Below are 20,501 nucleotides of genomic sequence, written 5' to 3' on the forward strand. Positions count from 1 at the left end.
GAATGATTGACTTGAGATTCGATTGTTGACTTGAGATTCGATTCTTAACTTGAGATTCGATTCTTAACTTGAAATTTGAATCATTGAATTGGAATGTTAATCGTTGACCTGGAATATGAATCTATGAATTTACATTTGAAAATGAGGTGAAAAAAATGAAAGTTCTGGTTTGCGGAAAAGGTGGAAGCGGCAAGAGTACAGTTACTGCTCTGCTCGCGAAGTACATGGCAAAGAAAGGTTATAATGTCCTTGTGATCGACAGTGACGAGTCAAATTTTGGGTTGCACAGGCAGCTCGGGGTTGAACTGCCCGATGATTTCATGAATTTCATGGGAGGAAAAAGAGCGCTCGGAGAGAAGATGAGAGAGGCATTTCTTAACGGGAAAGAGTTCAGGCTCTTTGAAAACAGCTGGGGAATTGCTGATGTCCCTGAAGCTTTTGTTGGTCGGAACGAAGGTGTAAGCCTGATGGCTATTGGAAAGATCCATGATTTCGGGGAAGGTTGCGCCTGTCCCATGGGAGCTCTCGCAAAATACTTCCTGAAAAACATTGAGGTCGGAGAAAGGGATTTTGTAATTGTGGATACCGAAGCAGGTGTGGAACACTTTGGCAGGGGAGTTGAGGAAGGATGCGACCTTGTTTTGATGGTGCTTGATCCCTCATACGAATCTGTCCGGCTTTCTGAAAAAATAAAAGAGCTTTCCGAAAAGGCCGGAAAGGAGATTTATTTTGTTTTTAACAGGGCGGATGAAATGGCCAGAAACGCAATGCTTGATGCAGTAGCAGCAGACCGTGTTCTTACATCCATTCCTCCTAATGAAACGGTTTTCCAGGCAGGCCTTGCCGGTAAGGAGTTTGATGTTGCTCTACCGGAAATCGAATTTCTGTCTGATTTTTTGATTTCTGCCAGGGGGAACTGAATGGAACGACTGGCAGAAATGGCTCCTCCTCTTGAAGATAGGGGAAGTTTTCTCCGGGAAATTGCAATGGGCTTTGAAAAGGGGCAGATTTTTCTTACTGCCCTGGACCTTGACATTTTTTCCAAATTAATGGAGCCAAAAAGTGCAGAGACCCTTGCAGAGGAGCTTGAGACCAACCCCGAACTTACAGCGCGTTTTCTGGACGTGCTGACAGCTCTCGATGTCCTGGTAAAAAAGGATGATACTTACTGTACGGCTCCGTCACTTGCTCCCTTCCTCCTGGATGAAGGTCCTTATTCAGCCAAATATTTGAAATTTTCAAAGGAAGACCGGGACACCTGGACAAATCTTGGAAATTTTTTGAAAAACGGGCCCTCGGGAAATGGGGAAGAGAGCCATCACAAGCATGATTACACTCCAGAATCAATCGACTGGATCGCACGTGGAACGATGCTTGGCAGGCTGCAGGCGACTCTTAAAGCAGTAAGAGAGCTTCCGGAGTTTGCAAAGGCAAAAAAGATAATCGATCTCGGAGGTGGGCATGGGCTTTTCGGGATAGGTTTTGCCCAGGAAAACCCGGAACTTGAGGTTCTTATCTTTGACCAGCCCGGAATAACTGACGTTACGGAGAAATATATCAATAAGTACCTGATACAGGAAAGAGTTCGGACAATGACCGGAGATTACCTTAAGGACGATCTCGGGTCCGGGTATGATATAGCTTTTGAAGCCTGTTCTTTTGGAGGGAATACCGAACAGGCAAGAAACTTTTACAGGAGAGTTGCAGATTCCCTGAATGAGGGCGGTTTATTCATAACACAAACGTTCACTCTTGACGATGACAGGACAGCTCCTTTATCTTCCCTGATCTGGGCTTTAAAGGAGAAGATAACCGGGAGCGGGCATATGCACCTCAAGACTAACTCGGAACTCTTTGAAACCCTTGCCGGGGCAGGGCTCTCAGGGATAAAAGTTATTGATATGTCCGAAAGCTGTACAATGCCCATGCGGCTTGTGGTTGCAAGGAAGGGTGCCTGAAAAGTGCAAGCAATATAAAAAAATCCGAGACCTGATGTAGAATAATGATTCGGTGAAGGGGAAGTTCAGAAAATGAAAGCAGAATACTTTGCCAGAAGGTTTGCTTTCAGCTTTCTGGCTTTCCTTACCAGTGCGAGCATAAGTTTTACCCTTCTCAGGTTGATGCCCGGGGATTATATACAGCACCTGATGCCATATGTGGCAGACCTGAATCCGGAACTTTCCGCGCTTTTCAGGCAGCAGTTCGGGCTGGACAGATCTCTTTCCGAGCAGTATTTCCTCTATCTGGTAAATGTTTTTCAGGGCAATTGGGGGCATTCGTACCAGTATTGTGCTCCGGTCTTTGAACTGATAGCAGAGAAACTTTACTGGACGTTGATTCTTTTGCTGCCTGCAACCTTCCTGTCCATTTCTATAGGAATTCTGATAGGAGCTTATTCCGGCTGGAAGCAGGGTTCGAGTCTGGATCTCTCCATGCTGAATTTTATGATCTTCATCGGAGCAATTCCTTCATACTGGTGGGCAATAACAGGTATACTTATCTTCGGATTTTATCTAAAAATGTTCCCGTTAGGAGGCTTCATCGGAATACATGCTCTTGAGAACGGTATCGATTTTTATGATGTTATGCACCACGCCTTACTTCCCATCTGCACTCTTACACTCTGCTCTCTTCCGGGCAACTACTACCTTATGAGGAACTCCATGCTCCTGACTGCAGGAGAGGAATATATCAGGGCAGCAAGAGCCAAAGGTGTGTCTGAAAAAAATATCCTTTTTGGACATGCCCTAAAAAACGCAATGCTCCCAATGCTGACCATGATCACCCTCGAGTGTGCGGGCATGCTTACGGGAAGCATCTTTATTGAAAGTATGTTTTCCTGGCCCGGGCTCGGGCTTTTAACTTTTGAGGCCCTGGAAGCCCGGGATCTCCCACTGCTACAGGGGATTTTTTTGATGGATGCCCTCATGGTGATATTTGCTAATTTTACGGCAGATGTTCTTTATTCCTGGGTGGACCCCAGGATCGAGCTGGGCTAAAAACGATGTCAGAATGATTTAAACCGGGAAGGAGATGAAGCCTTGGAATCCTCTGAAAAAAATAGTAAAATGACTCGCAGAATAAATTTTCGAAAAATTACTCTGATTATCAGCCTTAGCATACTCTCCATTTCCTTTCTTGCGGCTTTTTTTGCTCCCTGGATTGCTTTCTATCCTCCTGATGAGTTTTCGGGATCTCCCCTTGAAAGACCGGGGGCTACTCATCTGCTCGGGACAAATGACCTTGGGCAGGATCTGTTCAGCAGGCTTGTATATGGTACAAGAGCAACTCTAATAATCGGTTTTCTGGGAGCTCTGGTTTCAGGCGTCATTGCGACAGGTATCGGGATGCTTGCAGGATATTATGGGGGTTTTCTTGATGAGTGTATCTGCCGGTTTATTGATGTAATTATGACGGTTCCTACCTTCCCACTTCTGCTTGTTTTAAGCATTTTCCTTAACCCGGGGATATATACGCTGAGCTTTTTAATGGGAGTCCTCGGGGGGACTCATGGCATCCGGGTAATAAGGTCTCAGGTGCTTTCCCTATCAGAGTCTAATTTCATCTATGGTACCCGGGCGCTTGGGGTAGGGGATTTTTACATAATACTGGTGCATGTCTTCCCGAATATTCTACCTCTTGTTCTTGTTCAACTGGTATTTTCGGCCCAGAAATACATGCTGATGGGAGTTGGTCTCGGTTTTCTCGGAATTGTTGACCCTTCAGTCATTGACTGGGGACAGATGATTAACAGGGCTTATTCCAGTGGAGGATTCGCCCTGGGGCTCTGGTGGTGGCTTCTCCCTCCGGGTTTGTCGGTTACAGTGCTTTCCGTATCCTTTGCACTTTTCGGGTATAGTTTTGAAGAGAAAATAAATCCAAGATTGGAGGGTGTGTTCCTCTAATTATCTTTCTTTAAAAGGTTGTTTAGATGAGTCTGCTTGCTATCCGGAATCTGAAGACATGGCTACCTACAGGGATGGGTTTTGTAAAGGCAGTTAATACGGTATACCTTGAAATTGAGCCTGGAGAATCCCTTGGGCTCATTGGGGAGACAGGATGTGGAAAATCGATCCTCGGAAGTTCCATTACCCGACTTTTGCCTCCTGGAGCAGAACTTGAAGGGGAGATTCTTTACAATGGAAAAAACATTCTTGAACTTTCTGATTCGGAAATGCGGCGAATAAGAGGGGGAGAAATTGCTATGATCCTCCAGAATCCTACAGCTTCCTTAAATCCGGTGCTTAAAATCGGAATACAGATCGGAGAATCTTTCAGGTTGCACAGGGGATTGGATAAAAGGAAAGCCAGAGATATGTCAAGGGAACTTCTCAACGAACTCAGGTTCCCCTTTCCTGAAAAGGCAGTGGATTCGTATCCCCACGAGTTTAGCGGGGGAATGAAAGAAAGAGCAATGATCGCAATGGCCCTTGCCTGTAGTCCTTCCCTGATCATTGCCGACGAGCCGACAAAGGGGCTGGATCTGTCCGTAAAAAGAACAATTATAAAGCTCCTGAAGACTGTTTCTGAAGATAAGGCTATGCTTTTTATAACACACGATCTTGATGCTGCTTTTGAACTTTGCGGAAGGGTTGCGGTTATGTACGCAGGAGAAATTGTAGAGTCCGGAAGAACTGAAGATGTCTTTGAAAATCCTCTTCATCCCTATACAAGGGCTTTTCTGGATTCGCTTCCAGGAAGGGGTCTGAAGCCTATTCCAGGCATGAGCCCTTCCCTCATTGAACTGCCTTCAGGATGCAGGTTCCATCCCAGATGTGAATTTGTTGAGGAGAGGTGCAGGTGTGAGCACCCTGATATGGTTAATCTTGAGAATACACATTCTGTGAGGTGTTTGCTTTATGCTTGAGGTAAAAAATCTGGAAGTATCCTTTTCTAGGGGAATGGTGAAGAAAAGCTGTACAAGGGCAGTAGATGACGTAAGCTTTCAAATTAGAAAAGGGGAAACATTCGGACTTGTGGGAGAAAGTGGCTCAGGGAAAACTACCTTGGGAAAAGCTCTTTTGCAACTCGTCAGGCCGAGTGCCGGGACTATATGCTTCAAGGGTACTGAGCTCACGAAGTTAAAAAGAGGAGAACTGAAACAGATGCGTCCCAGAATGCAAATGATCTTTCAGGATCCTCAGTCCTCACTCGATCCCAGGATGAAAGTCAGGAAAAGCATTGAAGAATCCTTGAAGGTTCGGGGCTATGCTGATAAAAGAGAACGTTCAATCAAAATTCAGGACCTTTTGTCCACAGTTGGTTTAAATTCCGAACTGCTGGACCGTTATCCTTACCAGCTTAGCGGCGGGCAGAACCAGAGAATTGTTCTTTCAAGGGTACTTGCTCTTGAACCCGAGTTTATTGTAGCTGATGAACCCACATCAGCTCTGGATATTTCCGTTCAGGCTCAAATCTTAAATTTGTTAAAAGAACTGAAAAAGGAATACTCGCTAACTTTACTTTTCATCTCCCACGACCTTGAGGTTGTCCGGCACATGAGCGACAGAATAGCTGTTATGCATCAGGGAAAGATTGTGGAAATCGGGACTGCAGACGATGTATTTGAAAAACCGGAAAATCCGTACACAAAAACTCTGCTTTTCCCTGAGGGTGAAGATTTCCAGCAGCCCTATTTTTAATAAACTGGTATCGGTAATTGGCAAAGTCTTGATACTTACAGATCTTGCTAATGGATAACTTGAAAGCTTCTGTAAAAGAAAAAATAAAGAATGCGGTTTTTTTCTTAACCGCATTTTTAGAGTTGCCGATATGCCTGGATTAGAGGCTCAACAGCTCTCTCATCCCCTATTTCAATCAGAAGCAGTGCTGCTTCGGTTTTGAGCGTCTCATCCCTGCATGAGAGGCATTCAATCAGTGGTTCCACTGCCGCTTCTCCCATGCCTGCAAGGGCATTTCTGGCAGAACTTGCGAATTTCTCATCATCCAGCCTTACGATCAGGGTTTCTGCAGCTTTTCTATCCTCTATCTTCCCAAGGGCTGGAATGACTTCGGTTTTAATGCTCAAAGGCGTTTCTGCGTCGTTAAGCACTCTTGAAAGGGTATCAACTACTTCCGGATCTCCTATTTTCCCCAGGGCTGCGGCTGCGGCTTTTCTAACTTCCTGATCTTCTTCTTCATCTAGAAGTACGTCGATAAGTGTCTCTGTGGCTTCCTTGCTTCCGATTTCTCCCAGGGCCAGGACGACACTTTTTCGGACTTCCGGTTTTGTATTCAGAGCACTCTTTAGCCTTCCGTCTTCGGCTTTTCCGCTTTCAAGGACTTCTATCAGTGGTTCCACTGCCGTTTCGTCTCCGACCATTCCCAGGGCAAGGGCTGCGCTGCTCCTTACATCCACTTTCCCTTCCCTGAGCCTCTCGATCAGGTAGGGTACGGATTCTTCAGATCCCATTTTCCCAAGAGAGATTGCAGCGCTGCTCCTGATCTTCTCCTCTTCACTGGATTTCATTTCTTTCAGCAGCACTTCTACTGCACGGTCACTTCCTATTTTTCCGAGGGCAAAGGCTGCACTTTTTCTGATAAGTGGATAATCCCGGGTCAGGATCTGGTTAATGGGTTCGACTGCAGCTTCTTCTCCTCCCTCCCCAAGGGCCATTATAGCTGCCAGCCTTATGTTTCCGTCTTTGCTTTTAAGAGCCTTTAGAAGTTTCTCGGTTTCATTTCCTGGTTCCTGAGCTCCGGATTCCGAAAGGGCGATAGAAGCATAAGCATTGTAGTCCTGTTCTTCGGAGGTCAGGGCCTCTTCAAGCTCATCGGTTTTTTCCCTGTAATCGATATTAAGGGAACTGGCAATGTGCTTTCTCAGGGCTTTATCCTTTGCCTCTATGGCCTGCAGCATATCTTCCGAAATTTCTCCACGTTCATCTTCTTTAGCCTTACTGTTGACTGCCTTCCAGCCAGCCTCTTTTTCTTGAAGGCTCCTCAAAAGGACATCTTCTGCTCTTTTGTCGCCGGTTTCAAGGAGTGCGAGAAGCATGTAATTGTTTATTTTCCCCGGTCCTGCAGCTTTGTTTTCAATTTTTTCAATAAGGGTATCGGCTGCAGGCTGCCCCATCTGTCCCAGCTCGGCCGCGGCGTCCAGTTGGCTTTCATGGCTGCCGGTTTCCAGCCTGCTTATGAGATTTACAATCGGCCCTTCGTTTGAAACATTAGTTCCTGTCTGGTTGTATATTTCGTTTGCACTCCCCTCCGCAAACTTATCCCCATCTGAAAAAAATGAAACAGAGATAATGAGGGTGAGAAGGGCAAACATAAGATAAATTATCCATCTATCTTCAGGCATCATACCCCTCTTCTTTACTGTTTATATTGATTTATTCCTTTAAAGATGTAAGGGGTCAGTTCCTTTTATTTTTTGAGCTTCAGGTTTTTCTCCCTGATCAGGCAGCCCAGTCCACGCAGCCGTTTCGTGGTCTCTTTTTCTACTTCATCGGCATTGCAATCACCAAAAATAGTTATCCTGTAGGTCACGCCGGTTCTTTCCGTCCCCTGTCCTTCTTTTTCTATTTCCGCTTCCCTGGTCCCGGTATAGATGTCGCTTATTTCGCAAACTGCAAGGTGTTCGTTTGTGCAAATCACACCGAGGATAATTTCAGGTTTTGCTCCTGCGGGGATGAGGACTGCAATGTCCCTTACCGGGTGTTCCAGGTTTTCTTTTCTCCATTCCCTAAGTTCCATTTCGGAAAGGAGGTGAAGGTTTTCAAGCTTGAGCCGGATGTATTTGTTTTTGATGTGTGGGGAAGTCCCTTTTGAGACCAGTTTTGAGAGGACCACTTCGTCAGGCCTGACTTTTTCGAGCAGGCCTACATGGGTCTTTCCGGAGTAGACATGGTAAAAGCCGCAGACTTTTCCGATGGAGTTCAGGATTGTCTCGTATTCCGCTATCCGGGAGTTGATCAATTTGTCGGACCTGCGCAGGGCATGAGAGGTGTCTCCGTATTTCAGGGAGGCTGCTTTCATTTTCCTGACAAAACCTTCTTCGTCGTGTTTCCTTACCATTTCCGAAAGGTTTTTGCATTCCTCCAGGAACGCGTCGTGCACCTCGATCACACTAGGGTTTTCCATCTGGATCAGGGCGTAGAGGTAAGGGTTCTGGCCCAGGATCCTGCCCACGAAGTCCAGCATGATGTCGTAGACGGGACTGACGAATTTCCTGGACTTCCTGACATCGAAATCAAGCCTGTCAATGGTAGTTCCGATACTGATATATGCAAAATGGGTAAGGCCCTGCACTACGGAGACCAGCCGGTCGTGTTCCGCTGCCGTTGTGACCTCCACATGGGCTCCACCTTCTTCAAAGAGTTCCCTGATGACCGGGAACCATTTCTTCGAGCGTCCTTCCACAGGTACCAGAATCACGGTTTGCCCTCTGAGGCCTGGAATTGTCGGCCCGAACATCGGGTGAGTCCCCAGGACTTCAACATCCGGAGGGGCGAATTTCTTCATGGCTTCCACGGGTTTAACCTTGGTGGAGGTGAAGTCCATGAGGAGGCTTCCTGCTTTCATCTTCGGGGCGGTTTCCGCGATCGTCTCTTCCGTTACGTTGATAGGCACGGACACGATCACTATGTCGCTCTCGGAAATTGCGGAATCCAGGTCAGTTGCAAAAGGAACTCCCATTTTCCTGGCAATTTCCACCTTGCCCCCTTTGCCCCAGACAGTAAGCTCGTACCCTCTTTCCCTGAAAAAGCGGGTAAACCATTGTCCCATTTCCCCTGTCCCGCCGAGGATCAGGATCTTTGTTTTTTCCGGTTTTACTTCCTGCTCCCGTTTCAAACCTTCAGAGCCTCCATGACCGTCTTTTTCATAAGTTCCACCGGTGGTTCCGTTCCTGTCCAGAGCCTGAAAGCCTCAGCACCCTGGTACACGAGCATCAGGGCTCCGCTAACGGTTTTTGCTCCGGCGGCTTTTGCCTCCTTCAGAAGCTTTGTCTCCAGGGGGTTGTAAACGATATCAAAAACGGTAAGGTCCGGATGGAGATCTTCTGCTTCCACGATGCTCGCATCCCTGTGGGGGTGCATCCCGAGGGTTGTGGTGTTAATCAGGATATCTGTTTCCCGGATGAGGGTTCCCAGCTCAAGCAGCCCAGTACCTTTAACTTTTCCCGGAAGTTTCGCTGCCGAGATGTCCTCCGCAAGTTCAACTGCCCTGGCTTCGGTCCGGTTTGCGATTAGGACTTCTGCTCCGTCGGCTGCAAGCTGGAAGGCTATGGCCCTTGCTGCGCCCCCGGCTCCTGTGATTAAGACTTTATACCCCTTTATTTCCACTGCAGTTTCAAGGAGTGCCTGTCTGGCCCCGAGCCCGTCGGTGTTGTAGCCCAGGATTTCCCCGTTCCTGAACACCATTGTGTTCAAGGCTCCTATTCCTGCTGCAAGGGGGTCCGGTTTGACGCAGTTCAGTTTCAGGGCTGCCTCTTTCAGGGGCACGGTCAGGTTGAGGCCTCCGAAACCCATGGCTTCGGCCCCGAGGATAGCCTTTTCCAGCTTTTCCGGCTTCACCCTGAAGGCATGGTAAATGCAGTCCATCCCGAGAGCGGAAAAGGCGGCGTTGTGCATGGCAGGGGAAAGGGAATGTTCGATAGGGTCTCCGAATACGCCGAATACCTTTTTCATTCGAGCAGCTCCATCATTTTCTTTACTTCATTCGCCTGTAGCTGTCCCGGGGCTGCGCTGCTTTCCACAGAGGCGTAACTGAGGACCGAACCGTAGAGGGGAGCAATGACCCTTGTGTGTTTCCCGAGCTTTCCCATTGCAATTGTACACACAGGCCTCCTTGCTTCCCTGGCGTTCAGGGTAAGCCGGAGCAGGTCAAGTATGTCCTGCAGGGACCCGGGCATGACTGCCAGTTTGGCAATGTCTGCACCTGCCCGGAATGCCTCTTCAATGATTTTCTCCATTTCCTGAAAAGAAGGAGTTTTTGAGAAGTCGTGAAAGGAAACTATTACGGTTTTTCCCTGCTTTTTTGCAGTGCTTATAAGCTCTGATCTTTCCTTTTCCCCGGCAGAAAGTTCGATATCTACGGCATCTGCGGTATCTACGCCGCCTTCCCTGGAAAAAGAGGTAAGAAGTTCTTTCAGGATTTCAATCCTTTCTTTTTCGCTTCCTTCCCATTTTCCTCCCTCGGCACTGGAACGGTTTGTAAGTATCAGGGGCAGGCCGTTTTCGGCTTTGATTTTTCCGGTTATTTCCACTGCAAGTCCGGAATCCCGGATTCCCAGGAGATCCAGCCTTATCTCCAGGACATCGGCTCCCATTTCAGCTGCCTTCCTGGAACTTTCGAGAGGGGAGAGGCTATCGTTGATTACCGCTACAACTGCGGCTTTTTTTTCCAGGTCGAAGTTTCCTATGCGTGTCATGGATAAATTTTGAATTATAGGTAATACGGCTTTCGGGGATCGAAATGATTTAATAACGGGATGATTTGAGAACCGGAATTTTTACTTTTCAATAATCGTTTCTTCGATTTTCTTCCCGAAATGTCTGGCTCCTTCTTCCAGGCGGACCAGGACTTCATCGCCTTCTTTAAGTTTGGCAACGGAAATCGGGGTTCCGTCCTTTCCGACCAGCTTGATGGTCTCGGCATTTTGCAGAATTGCGCTCAGGGTTCTGTCCCTGGCTTTCGCTTCGATAAGCATCATGGGACGGCTTTCGATTTTGACCCTGCCAACGATGCCTTCCCGCTGTTCTCCTTTCGAGTTCACGATAGTAACCGGGTCCCCTGCCTTTAGTTCCGAGAGGTAGCGGGTCTTTTCTCCTATCTTGAGGTAGGAGTGTACGGCACCTGCGTTTACCCTGAAAGGCCTGGCTGCCACGTAGGGGCTGTCTTCGGATTCGGAGTTTACCAGGAACATCCCGCTTGCCTGGGAGCCGATTAGCATTCCTTCTCCCGGCTGCATCAGGTTGCATGTGTCCACGCAGACCCTGTCTCCCATCCCGAGAGGCTCGACTTTTGTTATAGTTGCGGGTTCAAGTTCGGTGCTTCCGCTTTCTATTTCCCTTGCGGCTTTAACCGTCTCTTTGATCTCATTCGGATCCCCGCTGTCCAGGATGACGCCGTCAGCCCCGCTTTCAAGGGTCTGGAAAGCGAGTCTTGCTTCTTCTGCACTCTTTACCCCGAAAATGATTTTTACTTTCTGCTGCTGAAGGTCGGCGATAAGATTTTCGAGAGGGATTACCTTCCAGTCGGTGCCCGTGACGAGCAGGTAGTCGCAGACCTTCCCGAGTTCGGTTGCAAAGTGCTCGTAGTGCTTGTCCTTTATCAGCACGTATCCCCCCACAGTGAGCCCTTTATCCGTTAGCAGGGTTGCTGCGTTTACATCAAAAGAACCCTGAATTTCCGATGGAAGGGGTTTTGACCCGTCGCCTTCCCCCCTCTTTCCTACGACAACGACGTCAGCTCCGTTTTTTCCATCGCGAGCAAAGGCTGCGACCTGGATGTTTCCAAGTTCCCGGACTTTATCCACGTCGCTTCCGTTTACGAGCACGCAGTCGGCTCCTGATTCCAGGCCGGTCGTTATCCTGTTCTTCTGCTCTTCCCATCCGCCTTCATCGGCTTTTATCCAGACACTTTTCTTCTGCAAAAGTTTCAACCCCGGTCTTTTTTCCTGTTTTCTTTCTTTGTTTTTTCTCTGTTTTTCCCCGGTTTGTTATTTTCGGGTTTTGTAAGCTTTATTTCGTTAAGCTGGATTTCATTTCAGCTTTTCCAGGGCTTCTTCAACCGGTCTTCTCCCGTGTACGATCTCGCTAATCGCCCGGGTAATCCTGATAGGGTCCTTATGCTGGAAGACATTTCTCCCGATTGCAACCCCGCGAGCACCTGCTTCCATTGCCCCGTCGATCATTTCAAGGAATTCCTTATCTGTTGAGGTTTTCGGGCCTCCGGCAATTACCACCGGTATAGGGCAGCCCCGGACTACGTTCCTGAAACTGTCTATGTCTCCCGTGTACACAGTCTTTATCAGGTCTGCTCCCAGTTCGGCCCCTATTCGGGCCGCGTGGGCCACATTTTCAGGGTCATGTGGATTTGTTACCTTTTTACCCCTGGGGTACATCATGGCAAGAAGGGGAATTCCCCACTCTTCACAGTCCCTTGAAATAGTTCCCAGCTGTTCTAGCTGGTCTGTTTCGGTTTCGGACCCTATGTTGACGTGCATGGAAACGGCGTCTGCTCCCATTTTCATAACTTCTTCCACGGTGCAGACCTGGACCTTGGCGTTCGGGTCCGGGCTTAGGGAGGAAGATGCACTGATATGGACAATTAGTCCAATGTCATGCCCGTATCCCCTGTGTCCGTACCTTACCATGCCCTTCTGCATGAGGACGGCGTTGGCTCCCCCTTCCGCCACCTTATTTACAGTGTCAGTTACGTTGATCAGTCCCTCTATAGGCCCGTCGGAGATTCCATGGTCCATGGGAATGATGACCATGTTTCTGCTCTCCCGGTTCATCAGCCTTTCTATGCGTATCTTTTTGCCAATTTCGGACATTATGATCCCCCTTTAGGTGTGGGATTTTTTTCTTCATGTATCAAACTTTTTTAATTCAATGATTTAATTCAATGATTTTAATTCAATGAAATATTTTCGTCAAAGGGTTGCTTTCGGTTTTCACAGGGTGTTTGATTTTTCGTCATCCTCTTCCCTATTGAAAAAAATTGGTTCCGGAAAATCCTCTGTGCTACTATGTCACATACTAACACAATCCATGTATTTATAGTTATGCCAGAAAGATGCCTGATGTGGAGAGCTCTTTTGTGTGATACATGTGATATATCTCTACACAATGAATATTCTTGAACCTTTCTGTACAATTATGTGCCTTAATATCCCCTACGCCTCATCTCTTTATTTTAACTGATTATGTCAAATATATAATTGGCTGCACATGACTCTGCAAACAAAAGATCCTTCGGGATTTGGAAGAAGCTGATAACAAAAGATCCTTCAGGGTTTGGAAGAAGCTGATAACAAAAGATCCTTCAGGGTTTGGAAGAAGCTGATTTCCAAAGGTCGGACAAACCCTGAAATCGGATGAAAGGGATACGAGATTTAAAATAGGAGAACATAGGCTAATAAAGTAAACTCAGAACTCAAGAACCAGTTAGAATCAGTAAAACATGACATGGAAGGAAACATGAGAGAATTGAAAATCCTTGTTGTAAACAACTACGGGCAGTTCTGCCACCTCATCCACAGGGCTGTCCGAGACCTTGATATGGACACCAGTATCATCCCAAACACGACCCCTATCGAGGACATCCTTGCTGAAGAGCCAGACGGCCTGATCCTGAGCGGCGGGCCGGAAATGGACCGGGCAGGCTCATGCTTTGACTATGTAAAAGAAATCGACCTCCCTATCCTGGGGATCTGTCTTGGGCACCAGGCAATTGCCCTTTCCTATGGAGGTTCCGTCAGTTCCGGAAAAAAAGGCGGGTATGCAGAGATAGAAATAGAAGTTATCGAGGAAGACGATATACTCAGGGGCATTGGTCCCAGAACCACCGTCTGGGCATCCCATGTCGATGAGGTTTCCGTTCTCCCCGAGGGTTTTATTCACCTTGCCCGTTCCGATATTTGTGAAATTGAGGCTATGCGCCACCCCATAAAACCGATCTACGGTGTCCAGTGGCACCCTGAAGTTTCGCATACGGAAAAAGGCGAAGAACTGCTAATGAATTTCTTTGAGGTTTGTGAGCAGTACTGATTTTTTCCCTGCTCATTTTACCGAACTTTTTCACCGGACCTTTCCTTTAAAAACAGGTTTCGGGATGTTTACATCCCGAGCTTCTTTTTCATCATTTTCTGGATATTGAATTTTCCACCCCTGAACCCTTTCAGGGCTGTCTGCATGGTCTTGTGGTACTTAAGAAGTTCCCTGACTTCCTCCGGGCCGCAGCCGGAACCCCTTGAAATCCTTTTGATCCTGGAGCTGCCTATCATCTTCGGGTCCTCCATTTCGTCCTCGGTCATTGAATCCATGATGATTTTGTAGTGCTTCATTTTACCGCTGGTGGCCTCGAACATGTCATCCGAGAACTTCATGCCGCCCATGCCCATGGGGAGCATTGACATGATCTGCTTCAGGGGGCCCATCTTGTTCATGGCTTCAAGCTGTTTGTACATGTCTTTCAGGGTGAAGCGGCCCTGCATCAGGGACTCGATGTCCACGTCTTCTTCCGAAAGGGTTTCCTCGGCTTTTTCCATGAGGCTCTTGATGTCCCCCATCCCGAGGAGGCGGGAAATGAACCTGTCGGCTTCAAACTTCTCGAAGTCTTCCGGGGTTTCCCCTACCCCTATAAATGCGATCGGGGCTTTGGTTTCGGAAACTGCAGAAAGGGCTCCACCACCTTTTGCTGTCCCGTCCAGTTTTGTAATGATAACTCCGGTGATACCTACCGAATCATTGAAGGCATGGGCTTGCTGGCTTGCCTGCTGCCCTATGGCCGCGTCCAGGACCATGAACTTGTGGTCGGGCTTTGCAACTGCATGGATCTGCTCCATCTCTTCGATCAGTTCCGCTTCGAGGGCGTGCCTGCCCGCAGTGTCCACGATTTTCACCTCGTATTTTTCCAGGTGAATGAGCCCGTTTTTAACGATTTCGACAGCGTCGGGGTTTCCGTCCTCTCCGTAGAAAGCCACGTTGAGGTTGTCACAGAGAGTCTTTAGCTGCTGGTAAGCTCCGGGGCGGAAGGTGTCCGCAGCAATAACTGCCGGTTTGAGGCCTTTGCGCTGGAAATAGCGGGCGAGTTTTGCAGTACTCGTGGTCTTCCCGCTTCCCTGGAGTCCCACCATCATAATTGTCTGGTGCTTGAGCTGGATGTCAGCTCCCTCGCCGATGATTGCCAGCAGTTCCTGATACACGATTCGGATTACATGCTCCCTCGGGTTCATACCCGCAGGAGGGTCTTCTTTCATCGCGCGCTCCTTTATCTTCTGGGACATCCCCATGACAAGTTTTACGTTGACATCGGCCTGGAGAAGAGCCCGCTGGATATCCTTTACAACTTCGTTTACCGTGCGCTCGTCAATGCGTCCCGCACCGATAAGTTTCTTTAGCGCCCCCTGTAAGGAGTCTCCCAGTTTATCCATTACCATATGAAAATCGTCCTGCCTGGTTTTTTGAGGATGGATGAAAAAATGTGTTTAAGTAGTTGTTTAAGTAGTTTGTTTAAGTAGTTTGTTTATTTAAAGTAACATATTGAGTAGTATTTAGAGTAACATATTAAGTAATATGTTTGGAGAATTGTTAGAGTAGTGTGTTTAGGGTTAAGCGTTAAATGTGCGCTTTAAAGATGTCTTCACAATTCTTTTGGTCTTGTGTAAGAAAAGCAATCTTCCCTTAATAAGCTTTTGAATATCCGTTTACGGAATAGCACCGCGACTGAGAATAAAAAGCATCATAAAAAAGATTATTTGTAGATAGCGGGGGATGGATTCGAACCATCGGTCTACGGGTTATGAGCCCGTCGGGATCTCCTGGCTACCCCACCCCGCTTCTGGGTTATTAATGGGATATACTTTGAATCAGCAACCACAACATGCTGGCAATCATGTAAATAGTTTACGGTCACTGTCCTTTTAAAGTGTATTACTAAGGTATGTATGCTTTAAAATTATGTCTTCACAATTTATTCTACCTTATATAAGAAGGTCAATCTTTCCTTAATAAGCTTCCGAATATCCGTTTATGAAATCATACAGTAAATAAAGCAGTGACCAATCAGTAAACAAGGCAGTGATCAATCAGAACAAATTTTATAAAAAAGCTATATAAAAAGCATCATAAAAAAGATTATTTGTAGATAGCGGGGGATGGATTCGAACCATCGGTCTACGGGTTATGAGCCCGTCGGGATCTCCTGGCTACCCCACCCCGCTTCTGGGTTATTAATGGGATATACTTTGAATCAGCAACCACAACATACTGGCGATCACGTAAATAGTTTGCGGTCACTGCTCCTTTTTTACAGTTTTTTTGGAATTCAATCGTGAATTTTTCCTTCAGATTGCATATTTTTCCCGGGAAATGTCCAATTTTTGAGCTTTTTTTTATTTGTTTTTTATTTTTCCCTTCCTGGGATTTCCAGGGGCATCTATTTGAAATCTAAAAACCTAGATTATATTATGACTAAATGTCTGTTCTGTGGGGCTTATTGTGAAGTAAAGTGTGGGGTCTACTGCGAGGGTTATCCGGGAAGCTCGGGGAAAAAAGAGGAGGAAGAGAGTTCAGATATTCTCGGGTGTACTCAGATAGGTACTTCCTACATATGTGACAGTTGCCTGAAAGATCTGAAAGAGGCCCTGGGGGTTTCCTGAGGGCATTCTGAGAACCTTCTGAGGATTTGGATTTTGGTTCCATCGGCTGAAAACCTGGATTTACGGCAGCGTACGCTCTCTTCGTTAGGTTCTCTTCGGAAAACCCTGCCCCGGTCTGATATGAAAGAAAATATCTATGTAGATTCATGGGGAAATCAGACCACTTCAATATCAAGCACGAAGATTTCTTCTTCTCCTGTTTCGTTTTCCCAGGGCCTTTTGTAAATCCCCTTCAGGTGCTGGTTTCCGTCTGACACAGCTTTGATCTCCCATATATGGGCTCCACCTGCCCCTACAAGCGGCTCATCGGCTCCTTCCGGAGGTTCCGGAGATATGAATTCGTCATTAAGCAGGCTGAGTCCTTCACTCAGTTCAAGTTCCCAGGAATAGCCGGTGGTCGGGTTTTCGGAAAGCTTCAGGTAGAAGACTGTTCCGTTTTCAAAGATCGCTGTTGTCCCGTTGTCGGCTTCGGTGAATGAGGTTTTTTCTCTTGCTTCCGGGAAAGGTTCCTCTATTACGTTATCGGTTGCAAGTTCAAATGTCCCGGTAACCCCGTTTACATCCACGGTATATGTCCCGGCTTCCAGGCCCCGCACTTTGAGGGGGATGGTCTCCGTAAAGGGCACAAGTGCCTGGGTGCAGATCGCATCTCTGGGCCTTTTCGTGCTGATGCTGACCTTAAATGTGTTTCCTGTCCTCTCGGTTTGAATTTCATCTATTTCCGTGCAGCCGTCGGGCAGGTTGCCTGACGCCAATACCTTTACCTGTACCGGGAAGGACTCCAGGGTCATGATTTCTATGTTCTCTACATTTGCGGTCTTGTAGATGAATTCTTCCTCACTGTCGACTTCGTCCACGGTGTTATTCCCCCCTGTATTATTCACCCCTGCCGTGGGACCTGTTGGTTCCAGGTCCGTATCATTCTCTTCCCCGCCGTCCACGCAGCCGGAAACCACGACTGCGGCAATAAGGAGCAAAGCTGCAACAGCTTTTACAAAATTTGGACTTTTTTTATTTTTCATTCTTTTCATTCTAAATCGCCTCAGGATTCTTCTGGTGCCGTATGAATGAAAAGATGTCTCTGGTTGGATTTATCCTTTGCTTAAACTGCAGTCAGGTTCGAAGTTTTCTCGGCTCAGTTAACTCGTTTCCACTTATTTCCCTTGCCTGTTCTTTATAATGCAAGATCAGGTCTTCAGCCCACTGAAGGGCTGCAGGTCCGAAACACAGGACGTTTTCCTGGTCAAAGGTGCCCTTATAGGTCAGGAAGTTGACCATCATAAAACATTCCGTTTTCGTGAGCATTGCTATTTTTATTTCATCTGAAAGCACGAACAACTTTTTTTTCTCCTGAGTTAGAAAATTCTCCAGTTCTTCTTTGAAGTCATTTTCAAATCTTGTAAAAACACCTTCAGTGACGATTAGAGTAATTTCGTTTTCCTCATCCTTTTTTTCGAGAAATGTTTTGAGGTATAATGGATGAAAAACCGAGCTTAGGGAGAGTATATGCTTTGATTTTTTTATATTCTCCATAAATTTTTTTGGAGGTTCAAAGATATTGTCGGGGTTGGGTCTGATCAGGGAACTGGGTTTCAATTCGTTAAGTCTTTCGAGAAAAGTAGTTGGCACCCCACTAAGGTCACGTTCCTGCCAGAAATCTTCGTTTTCCTCAATCACTTCCAGGATGTCCAGCAAGGGTTCCATTTTTTCTACGAGTATCTCTCCGAGGGGAGAAAGCACGTAGTCTCTGTCATTCTGGATTATCAGGTACTCTTCTTTCAGTTTTTTGATCTGGGGCAGCATCCCTGTAGGGTTGACGTGAAGCTCGTCCACGATTTCATCTATATTTTTACTTCCTTTTTTTAGAAGGAGCAGGAGGTCTTTCCTTTTCTGGGACATGAAGAGCAGGTCAGTCAGGGTTTTTTCCATTGTTCTCACTTCTCCCTTTTTATCATTCTGGGGGATGTTTATTGTTTTCTAATGGAGAATAAGATATCCGTTTTTCCTTTTTCGGGAACAAATCCTTCAAGAAATTCTCAGATCATTTTTTGAGAAGGGTTTTTCAAATTATTTCTAGAGAATATTTGTAGATCATTTTTTTGGGGAAGTTGCCTTAAAGGTTTCTTGAAATTACGCTTAATTAAACTTGCGAAAAGGCAGTGTAAACTATTAAAACATTTATCTCCATTTCCCTTAATATTTCTTTTAATATTTCCCTTAATATTTCCCTTAATATTTCCCTTAATATTTCCCTTAATATTTCTTTTAATAATTCTTCAGGATAAGACCCAACAAGAAACCTTAAAGTGATATGGCTCTGATTTATATATGTTTTCAGGAGGAAGCTTAAAACATCCCGGCTTTGGAGGCAGTGGACGTGCTGATTGGCCCTATGCCGGGCTCTGGCTCAGGGAGGGCTTTGTACGGAATCATTTAAATGTGTGCTTACAAACTGGGATTATATCTACAACCTGTGCCGAAACGTGTCAAACGAAATAAAGCGTTCGGGCTACGAGCCGGACGTGATCATAGCACTTGCCAGGGGAGGCTGGTTTGCAGGGCGCGTTCTCTGTGATTTCCTGGGTCTGGACGACCTGACAAGCCTTAAAATTGAACACTATGTGGGAGAGATTGCCATTGATACGGGCGAACCCCACATCAGGTATCCGCTCTCGGACAACGTTATAAGGGGAAAAAAAGTGCTCATTGTGGACGATATCGTGGACAGCGGGGAGAGCATGCTGAGAGCCAGAGCCTACGTGGAAGGGCGAAAACCTCTGGATATCCGGACTGCTTCCCTGCAGTACGTCAAGAGTTCGAAGTTTGATCCCGATTATGTAGGAGAAAGGCTTGAGGACTGGGCCTGGATCGTTTATCCCTGGAATTTTATGGAGGCTATGCTCAACCTCATCACAAAAATTATGAGAAAATACCCTGGAAAAAGCTGGGACCTTGCCGCTCTCAGGCACAGTCTTTACGTAAACCATGCCCTCGACCCGATAGTTTTTGAAATAACCCAGCCTGGAAGGCTTCCGGAAGTCCTTTATGAAATGGAATGGACAGGAAAAATCAGTTCCGAGCTTCTCGACGGGAAAAAGTACTGGAAACTTCTATGAAAATGAAACATTAATTATAAATTTATCCAAACCGATATGGCTAAAAACCCTGCTTTCCATTGGAAAGTCAAAAGAAGTAAAAGAAATAGAAGTAAACAAAGAAGTAAACAAAGCAAACGGTAAATACCACCGTACATATTATTTACGTTCAAATTAATTTACTTTCAAATTAATTTATGTTCAAATTAATTACGTTTGAATTAATTACGTTTACACTATCTATAATCGGTGAACCCATGCCCCACAGATGTACCAGATGCGGAACCGTTTTCGAAAACGGTGATGGCGCCATCCTCAGCGGCTGTCCTAATTGCGGCTGGAACAAGTTCCTCTACGTAAGAAAGGGTGAGGAAACCCGGGAAAACCAGGACAGACCCGCTGAAGAAGAGCAGAAACTGGATCTGGAATCCTCCTTTGATGAGGTGGTCAGGAATATTGACGAAGCCCTGGCGTCCGAAGAAGAAAGTGAAGAAAAAGAAAAGGAAGCAGAGAAAGAGGATAAAGAAAGGGTGGAGTCTGTCAGGATCCTGGGGCCCGGTTCCTACGAACTGAACCTCGATTCTCTCTTCGGGCGCAAGGAACTCGTGATGGCTATCAAAGAGGAAGGCTCTTACGCCCTGCACCTGCCTTCGGTCTTCAGTTCTCAGAAAGAGGAAGAAAAAGCAAGAGAGAAAGGAAAAGGAAAAGGGAAGAAAAAGTAAAAATAATTCCTTTTCATGGAATTTAGGACCTTTTATGGAATACAATTTTTATGGAATTTAAGGAAAAGTTTCTGGAAACTTTTTTTCTTTTAGATTTCCGCCCTTTTTTCTTTGTTTCTGATTGTCCTGGTTTTTTCCGTTGGTCTTTGATCTCCTTTTATGTTGTTAGTCTTTGATTCCTTTTCTGTTTATTCGCTTATTCACTGTATTCGCTTATTTACTGCTTATTCGCTTGCTTATTCTCTATCATCTTTTCTTTTTATTATGTAACAAGTAATTTTTATTCGAAAGTATTATGTATCAATATGAAAATATTTCTATTGAATATGTGATTATTTATTTTATCGATAT

At 46.2% G+C, this 20,501-nt stretch carries 19 protein-coding genes and 2 tRNA genes; 10 read left to right on the forward strand and 11 right to left on the reverse strand.

Going from position 1 to position 20,501, the window contains the following annotated elements:
* The first annotated feature begins 155 nt into the window (after positions 1 to 155).
* From MSMTP_RS00295 to MSMTP_RS00320, 6 genes are all read left to right on the forward strand, one after another.
* Positions 156 to 920 carry a P-loop NTPase gene (locus MSMTP_RS00295; RefSeq protein ID WP_048182313.1) on the forward strand — a complete coding sequence of 255 codons (765 nt, stop codon included), beginning with the start codon at positions 156 to 158 and terminating at the stop codon, positions 918 to 920.
* Positions 921 to 1,958, forward strand: coding sequence for a methyltransferase (locus MSMTP_RS00300; RefSeq protein WP_048177017.1), 1,038 nt, complete (start codon positions 921 to 923; stop codon positions 1,956 to 1,958).
* A 72-nt stretch (positions 1,959 to 2,030) separates the two neighbouring features.
* The gene (locus tag MSMTP_RS00305; protein ID WP_048177019.1) at positions 2,031 to 2,999 is read left to right on the forward strand and encodes an ABC transporter permease; all 969 of its coding nucleotides are present in this window, start codon (positions 2,031 to 2,033) and stop codon (positions 2,997 to 2,999) included.
* Between the two features lie 69 nt (positions 3,000 to 3,068).
* A complete protein-coding gene (locus MSMTP_RS00310) occupies positions 3,069 to 3,905 on the forward strand; it encodes an ABC transporter permease (RefSeq protein WP_048182315.1) in 837 nt (278 codons plus the stop codon).
* Positions 3,906 to 3,931: 26 nt separating this feature from the next.
* Complete coding sequence (locus tag MSMTP_RS00315; RefSeq protein ID WP_048177020.1) at positions 3,932 to 4,867, forward strand: ABC transporter ATP-binding protein; 936 nt, start codon at positions 3,932 to 3,934, stop codon at positions 4,865 to 4,867.
* Positions 4,860 to 5,642, forward strand: a complete 783-nt coding sequence (locus MSMTP_RS00320; RefSeq protein WP_048177023.1) for an ABC transporter ATP-binding protein — start codon at positions 4,860 to 4,862, stop codon at positions 5,640 to 5,642. The genes MSMTP_RS00315 and MSMTP_RS00320 overlap by 8 nt, the downstream gene beginning before the upstream one ends.
* Positions 5,643 to 5,758: 116 nt before the next feature.
* On the opposite strand, the gene MSMTP_RS00325 is transcribed toward MSMTP_RS00320, so the two are convergent.
* The 6 genes from MSMTP_RS00325 to MSMTP_RS00350 all read right to left on the reverse strand — a co-directional run bounded on the left by MSMTP_RS00325 (position 5,759) and on the right by MSMTP_RS00350 (position 12,505).
* Positions 5,759 to 7,306 (reverse strand): HEAT repeat domain-containing protein, encoded by a 1,548-nt coding sequence (locus tag MSMTP_RS00325; protein WP_231582852.1) that lies wholly within the window; start codon positions 7,304 to 7,306, stop codon positions 5,759 to 5,761.
* A gap of 62 nt (positions 7,307 to 7,368) precedes the next feature.
* Positions 7,369 to 8,796, reverse strand: a complete 1,428-nt coding sequence (locus MSMTP_RS00330; RefSeq protein WP_255350994.1) for a prephenate dehydrogenase — start codon at positions 8,794 to 8,796, stop codon at positions 7,369 to 7,371.
* On the reverse strand, positions 8,793 to 9,632 hold the full coding sequence (locus tag MSMTP_RS00335; protein WP_048177024.1) for a shikimate dehydrogenase: 840 nt from the start codon (positions 9,630 to 9,632) through the stop codon (positions 8,793 to 8,795). Before MSMTP_RS00335 ends, MSMTP_RS00330 begins: the two co-directional genes overlap by 4 nt.
* Positions 9,629 to 10,375, reverse strand: a complete 747-nt coding sequence (aroD, locus tag MSMTP_RS00340; RefSeq protein ID WP_048177026.1) for a type I 3-dehydroquinate dehydratase — start codon at positions 10,373 to 10,375, stop codon at positions 9,629 to 9,631. Before aroD ends, MSMTP_RS00335 begins: the two co-directional genes overlap by 4 nt.
* A gap of 81 nt (positions 10,376 to 10,456) precedes the next feature.
* Positions 10,457 to 11,599 (reverse strand): 3-dehydroquinate synthase II, encoded by a 1,143-nt coding sequence (locus MSMTP_RS00345; protein ID WP_048177027.1) that lies wholly within the window; start codon positions 11,597 to 11,599, stop codon positions 10,457 to 10,459.
* Positions 11,600 to 11,707: 108 nt separating this feature from the next.
* Complete coding sequence (locus MSMTP_RS00350; protein ID WP_048177029.1) at positions 11,708 to 12,505, reverse strand: 2-amino-3,7-dideoxy-D-threo-hept-6-ulosonate synthase; 798 nt, start codon at positions 12,503 to 12,505, stop codon at positions 11,708 to 11,710.
* A 646-nt stretch (positions 12,506 to 13,151) separates the two neighbouring features.
* On the opposite strand from MSMTP_RS00350, the gene MSMTP_RS00355 reads away from it, so the two are divergent.
* Positions 13,152 to 13,721, forward strand: a complete 570-nt coding sequence (locus tag MSMTP_RS00355; protein WP_048182323.1) for a GMP synthase subunit A — start codon at positions 13,152 to 13,154, stop codon at positions 13,719 to 13,721.
* Between the two features lie 68 nt (positions 13,722 to 13,789).
* On the opposite strand, the gene MSMTP_RS00360 is transcribed toward MSMTP_RS00355, so the two are convergent.
* The 3 genes from MSMTP_RS00360 to MSMTP_RS00370 all read right to left on the reverse strand — a co-directional run bounded on the left by MSMTP_RS00360 (position 13,790) and on the right by MSMTP_RS00370 (position 15,895).
* Complete coding sequence (locus tag MSMTP_RS00360; RefSeq protein ID WP_048177031.1) at positions 13,790 to 15,112, reverse strand: signal recognition particle protein Srp54; 1,323 nt, start codon at positions 15,110 to 15,112, stop codon at positions 13,790 to 13,792.
* Positions 15,113 to 15,437: 325 nt separating this feature from the next.
* Positions 15,438 to 15,512: transfer RNA gene (locus MSMTP_RS00365), tRNA-Met, on the reverse strand.
* Between the two features lie 308 nt (positions 15,513 to 15,820).
* Positions 15,821 to 15,895 (reverse strand) — tRNA-Met (locus tag MSMTP_RS00370).
* A gap of 246 nt (positions 15,896 to 16,141) precedes the next feature.
* Here MSMTP_RS00370 and MSMTP_RS00375 point away from each other — a divergent pair.
* Entirely contained in the window at positions 16,142 to 16,333 is a 192-nt protein-coding gene (locus tag MSMTP_RS00375) for a hypothetical protein (protein ID WP_048182326.1), read from the forward strand.
* A 155-nt stretch (positions 16,334 to 16,488) separates the two neighbouring features.
* On the opposite strand, the gene MSMTP_RS00380 is transcribed toward MSMTP_RS00375, so the two are convergent.
* Complete coding sequence (locus MSMTP_RS00380) at positions 16,489 to 17,355, reverse strand: protease inhibitor I42 family protein (protein WP_231582853.1); 867 nt, start codon at positions 17,353 to 17,355, stop codon at positions 16,489 to 16,491.
* A gap of 91 nt (positions 17,356 to 17,446) precedes the next feature.
* Positions 17,447 to 18,262, reverse strand: a complete 816-nt coding sequence (locus MSMTP_RS00385; protein ID WP_048177034.1) for a winged helix-turn-helix domain-containing protein — start codon at positions 18,260 to 18,262, stop codon at positions 17,447 to 17,449.
* A gap of 512 nt (positions 18,263 to 18,774) precedes the next feature.
* Between MSMTP_RS00385 and MSMTP_RS00390 the strand changes: the two genes are divergently transcribed.
* The gene (locus MSMTP_RS00390) at positions 18,775 to 19,449 is read left to right on the forward strand and encodes a phosphoribosyltransferase (protein ID WP_048177037.1); all 675 of its coding nucleotides are present in this window, start codon (positions 18,775 to 18,777) and stop codon (positions 19,447 to 19,449) included.
* 236 nt (positions 19,450 to 19,685) lie between these two features.
* Positions 19,686 to 20,150: a Zn-ribbon domain-containing protein gene (locus MSMTP_RS00395; protein ID WP_048177040.1), complete on the forward strand. Its 465-nt coding sequence runs from the start codon at positions 19,686 to 19,688 to the stop codon at positions 20,148 to 20,150.
* Positions 20,151 to 20,501 lie beyond the last annotated feature (351 nt).

The sequence above is a fragment of the Methanosarcina sp. MTP4 genome (assembly GCF_000970045.1).
Classification (GTDB): domain Archaea; phylum Halobacteriota; class Methanosarcinia; order Methanosarcinales; family Methanosarcinaceae; genus MTP4.

What these genes read in the sequence shown, in the direction of transcription:
- MSMTP_RS00380 (WP_231582853.1), bottom strand. Translation starts at nt 17,355, where the DNA reads ATGAAAAATAAAAAAAGTCCAAATTTTGTAAAAGCTGTTGCAGCTTTG.
- MSMTP_RS00355 (WP_048182323.1), top strand. Translation starts at nt 13,152, where the DNA reads ATGAGAGAATTGAAAATCCTTGTTGTAAACAACTACGGGCAGTTCTGC.
- MSMTP_RS00310 (WP_048182315.1), top strand. Translation starts at nt 3,069, where the DNA reads ATGACTCGCAGAATAAATTTTCGAAAAATTACTCTGATTATCAGCCTT.
- MSMTP_RS00315 (WP_048177020.1), top strand. Translation starts at nt 3,932, where the DNA reads ATGAGTCTGCTTGCTATCCGGAATCTGAAGACATGGCTACCTACAGGG.
- MSMTP_RS00375 (WP_048182326.1), top strand. Translation starts at nt 16,142, where the DNA reads ATGACTAAATGTCTGTTCTGTGGGGCTTATTGTGAAGTAAAGTGTGGG.
- MSMTP_RS00360 (WP_048177031.1), bottom strand. Translation starts at nt 15,112, where the DNA reads ATGGTAATGGATAAACTGGGAGACTCCTTACAGGGGGCGCTAAAGAAA.
- aroD (WP_048177026.1), bottom strand. Translation starts at nt 10,375, where the DNA reads ATGACACGCATAGGAAACTTCGACCTGGAAAAAAAAGCCGCAGTTGTA.
- MSMTP_RS00300 (WP_048177017.1), top strand. Translation starts at nt 921, where the DNA reads ATGGAACGACTGGCAGAAATGGCTCCTCCTCTTGAAGATAGGGGAAGT.
- MSMTP_RS00295 (WP_048182313.1), top strand. Translation starts at nt 156, where the DNA reads ATGAAAGTTCTGGTTTGCGGAAAAGGTGGAAGCGGCAAGAGTACAGTT.
- MSMTP_RS00305 (WP_048177019.1), top strand. Translation starts at nt 2,031, where the DNA reads ATGAAAGCAGAATACTTTGCCAGAAGGTTTGCTTTCAGCTTTCTGGCT.
- MSMTP_RS00385 (WP_048177034.1), bottom strand. Translation starts at nt 18,262, where the DNA reads ATGGAAAAAACCCTGACTGACCTGCTCTTCATGTCCCAGAAAAGGAAA.
- MSMTP_RS00320 (WP_048177023.1), top strand. Translation starts at nt 4,860, where the DNA reads ATGCTTGAGGTAAAAAATCTGGAAGTATCCTTTTCTAGGGGAATGGTG.
- MSMTP_RS00395 (WP_048177040.1), top strand. Translation starts at nt 19,686, where the DNA reads ATGCCCCACAGATGTACCAGATGCGGAACCGTTTTCGAAAACGGTGAT.
- MSMTP_RS00335 (WP_048177024.1), bottom strand. Translation starts at nt 9,632, where the DNA reads ATGAAAAAGGTATTCGGCGTATTCGGAGACCCTATCGAACATTCCCTT.
- MSMTP_RS00325 (WP_231582852.1), bottom strand. Translation starts at nt 7,306, where the DNA reads ATGATGCCTGAAGATAGATGGATAATTTATCTTATGTTTGCCCTTCTC.
- MSMTP_RS00350 (WP_048177029.1), bottom strand. Translation starts at nt 12,505, where the DNA reads ATGTCCGAAATTGGCAAAAAGATACGCATAGAAAGGCTGATGAACCGG.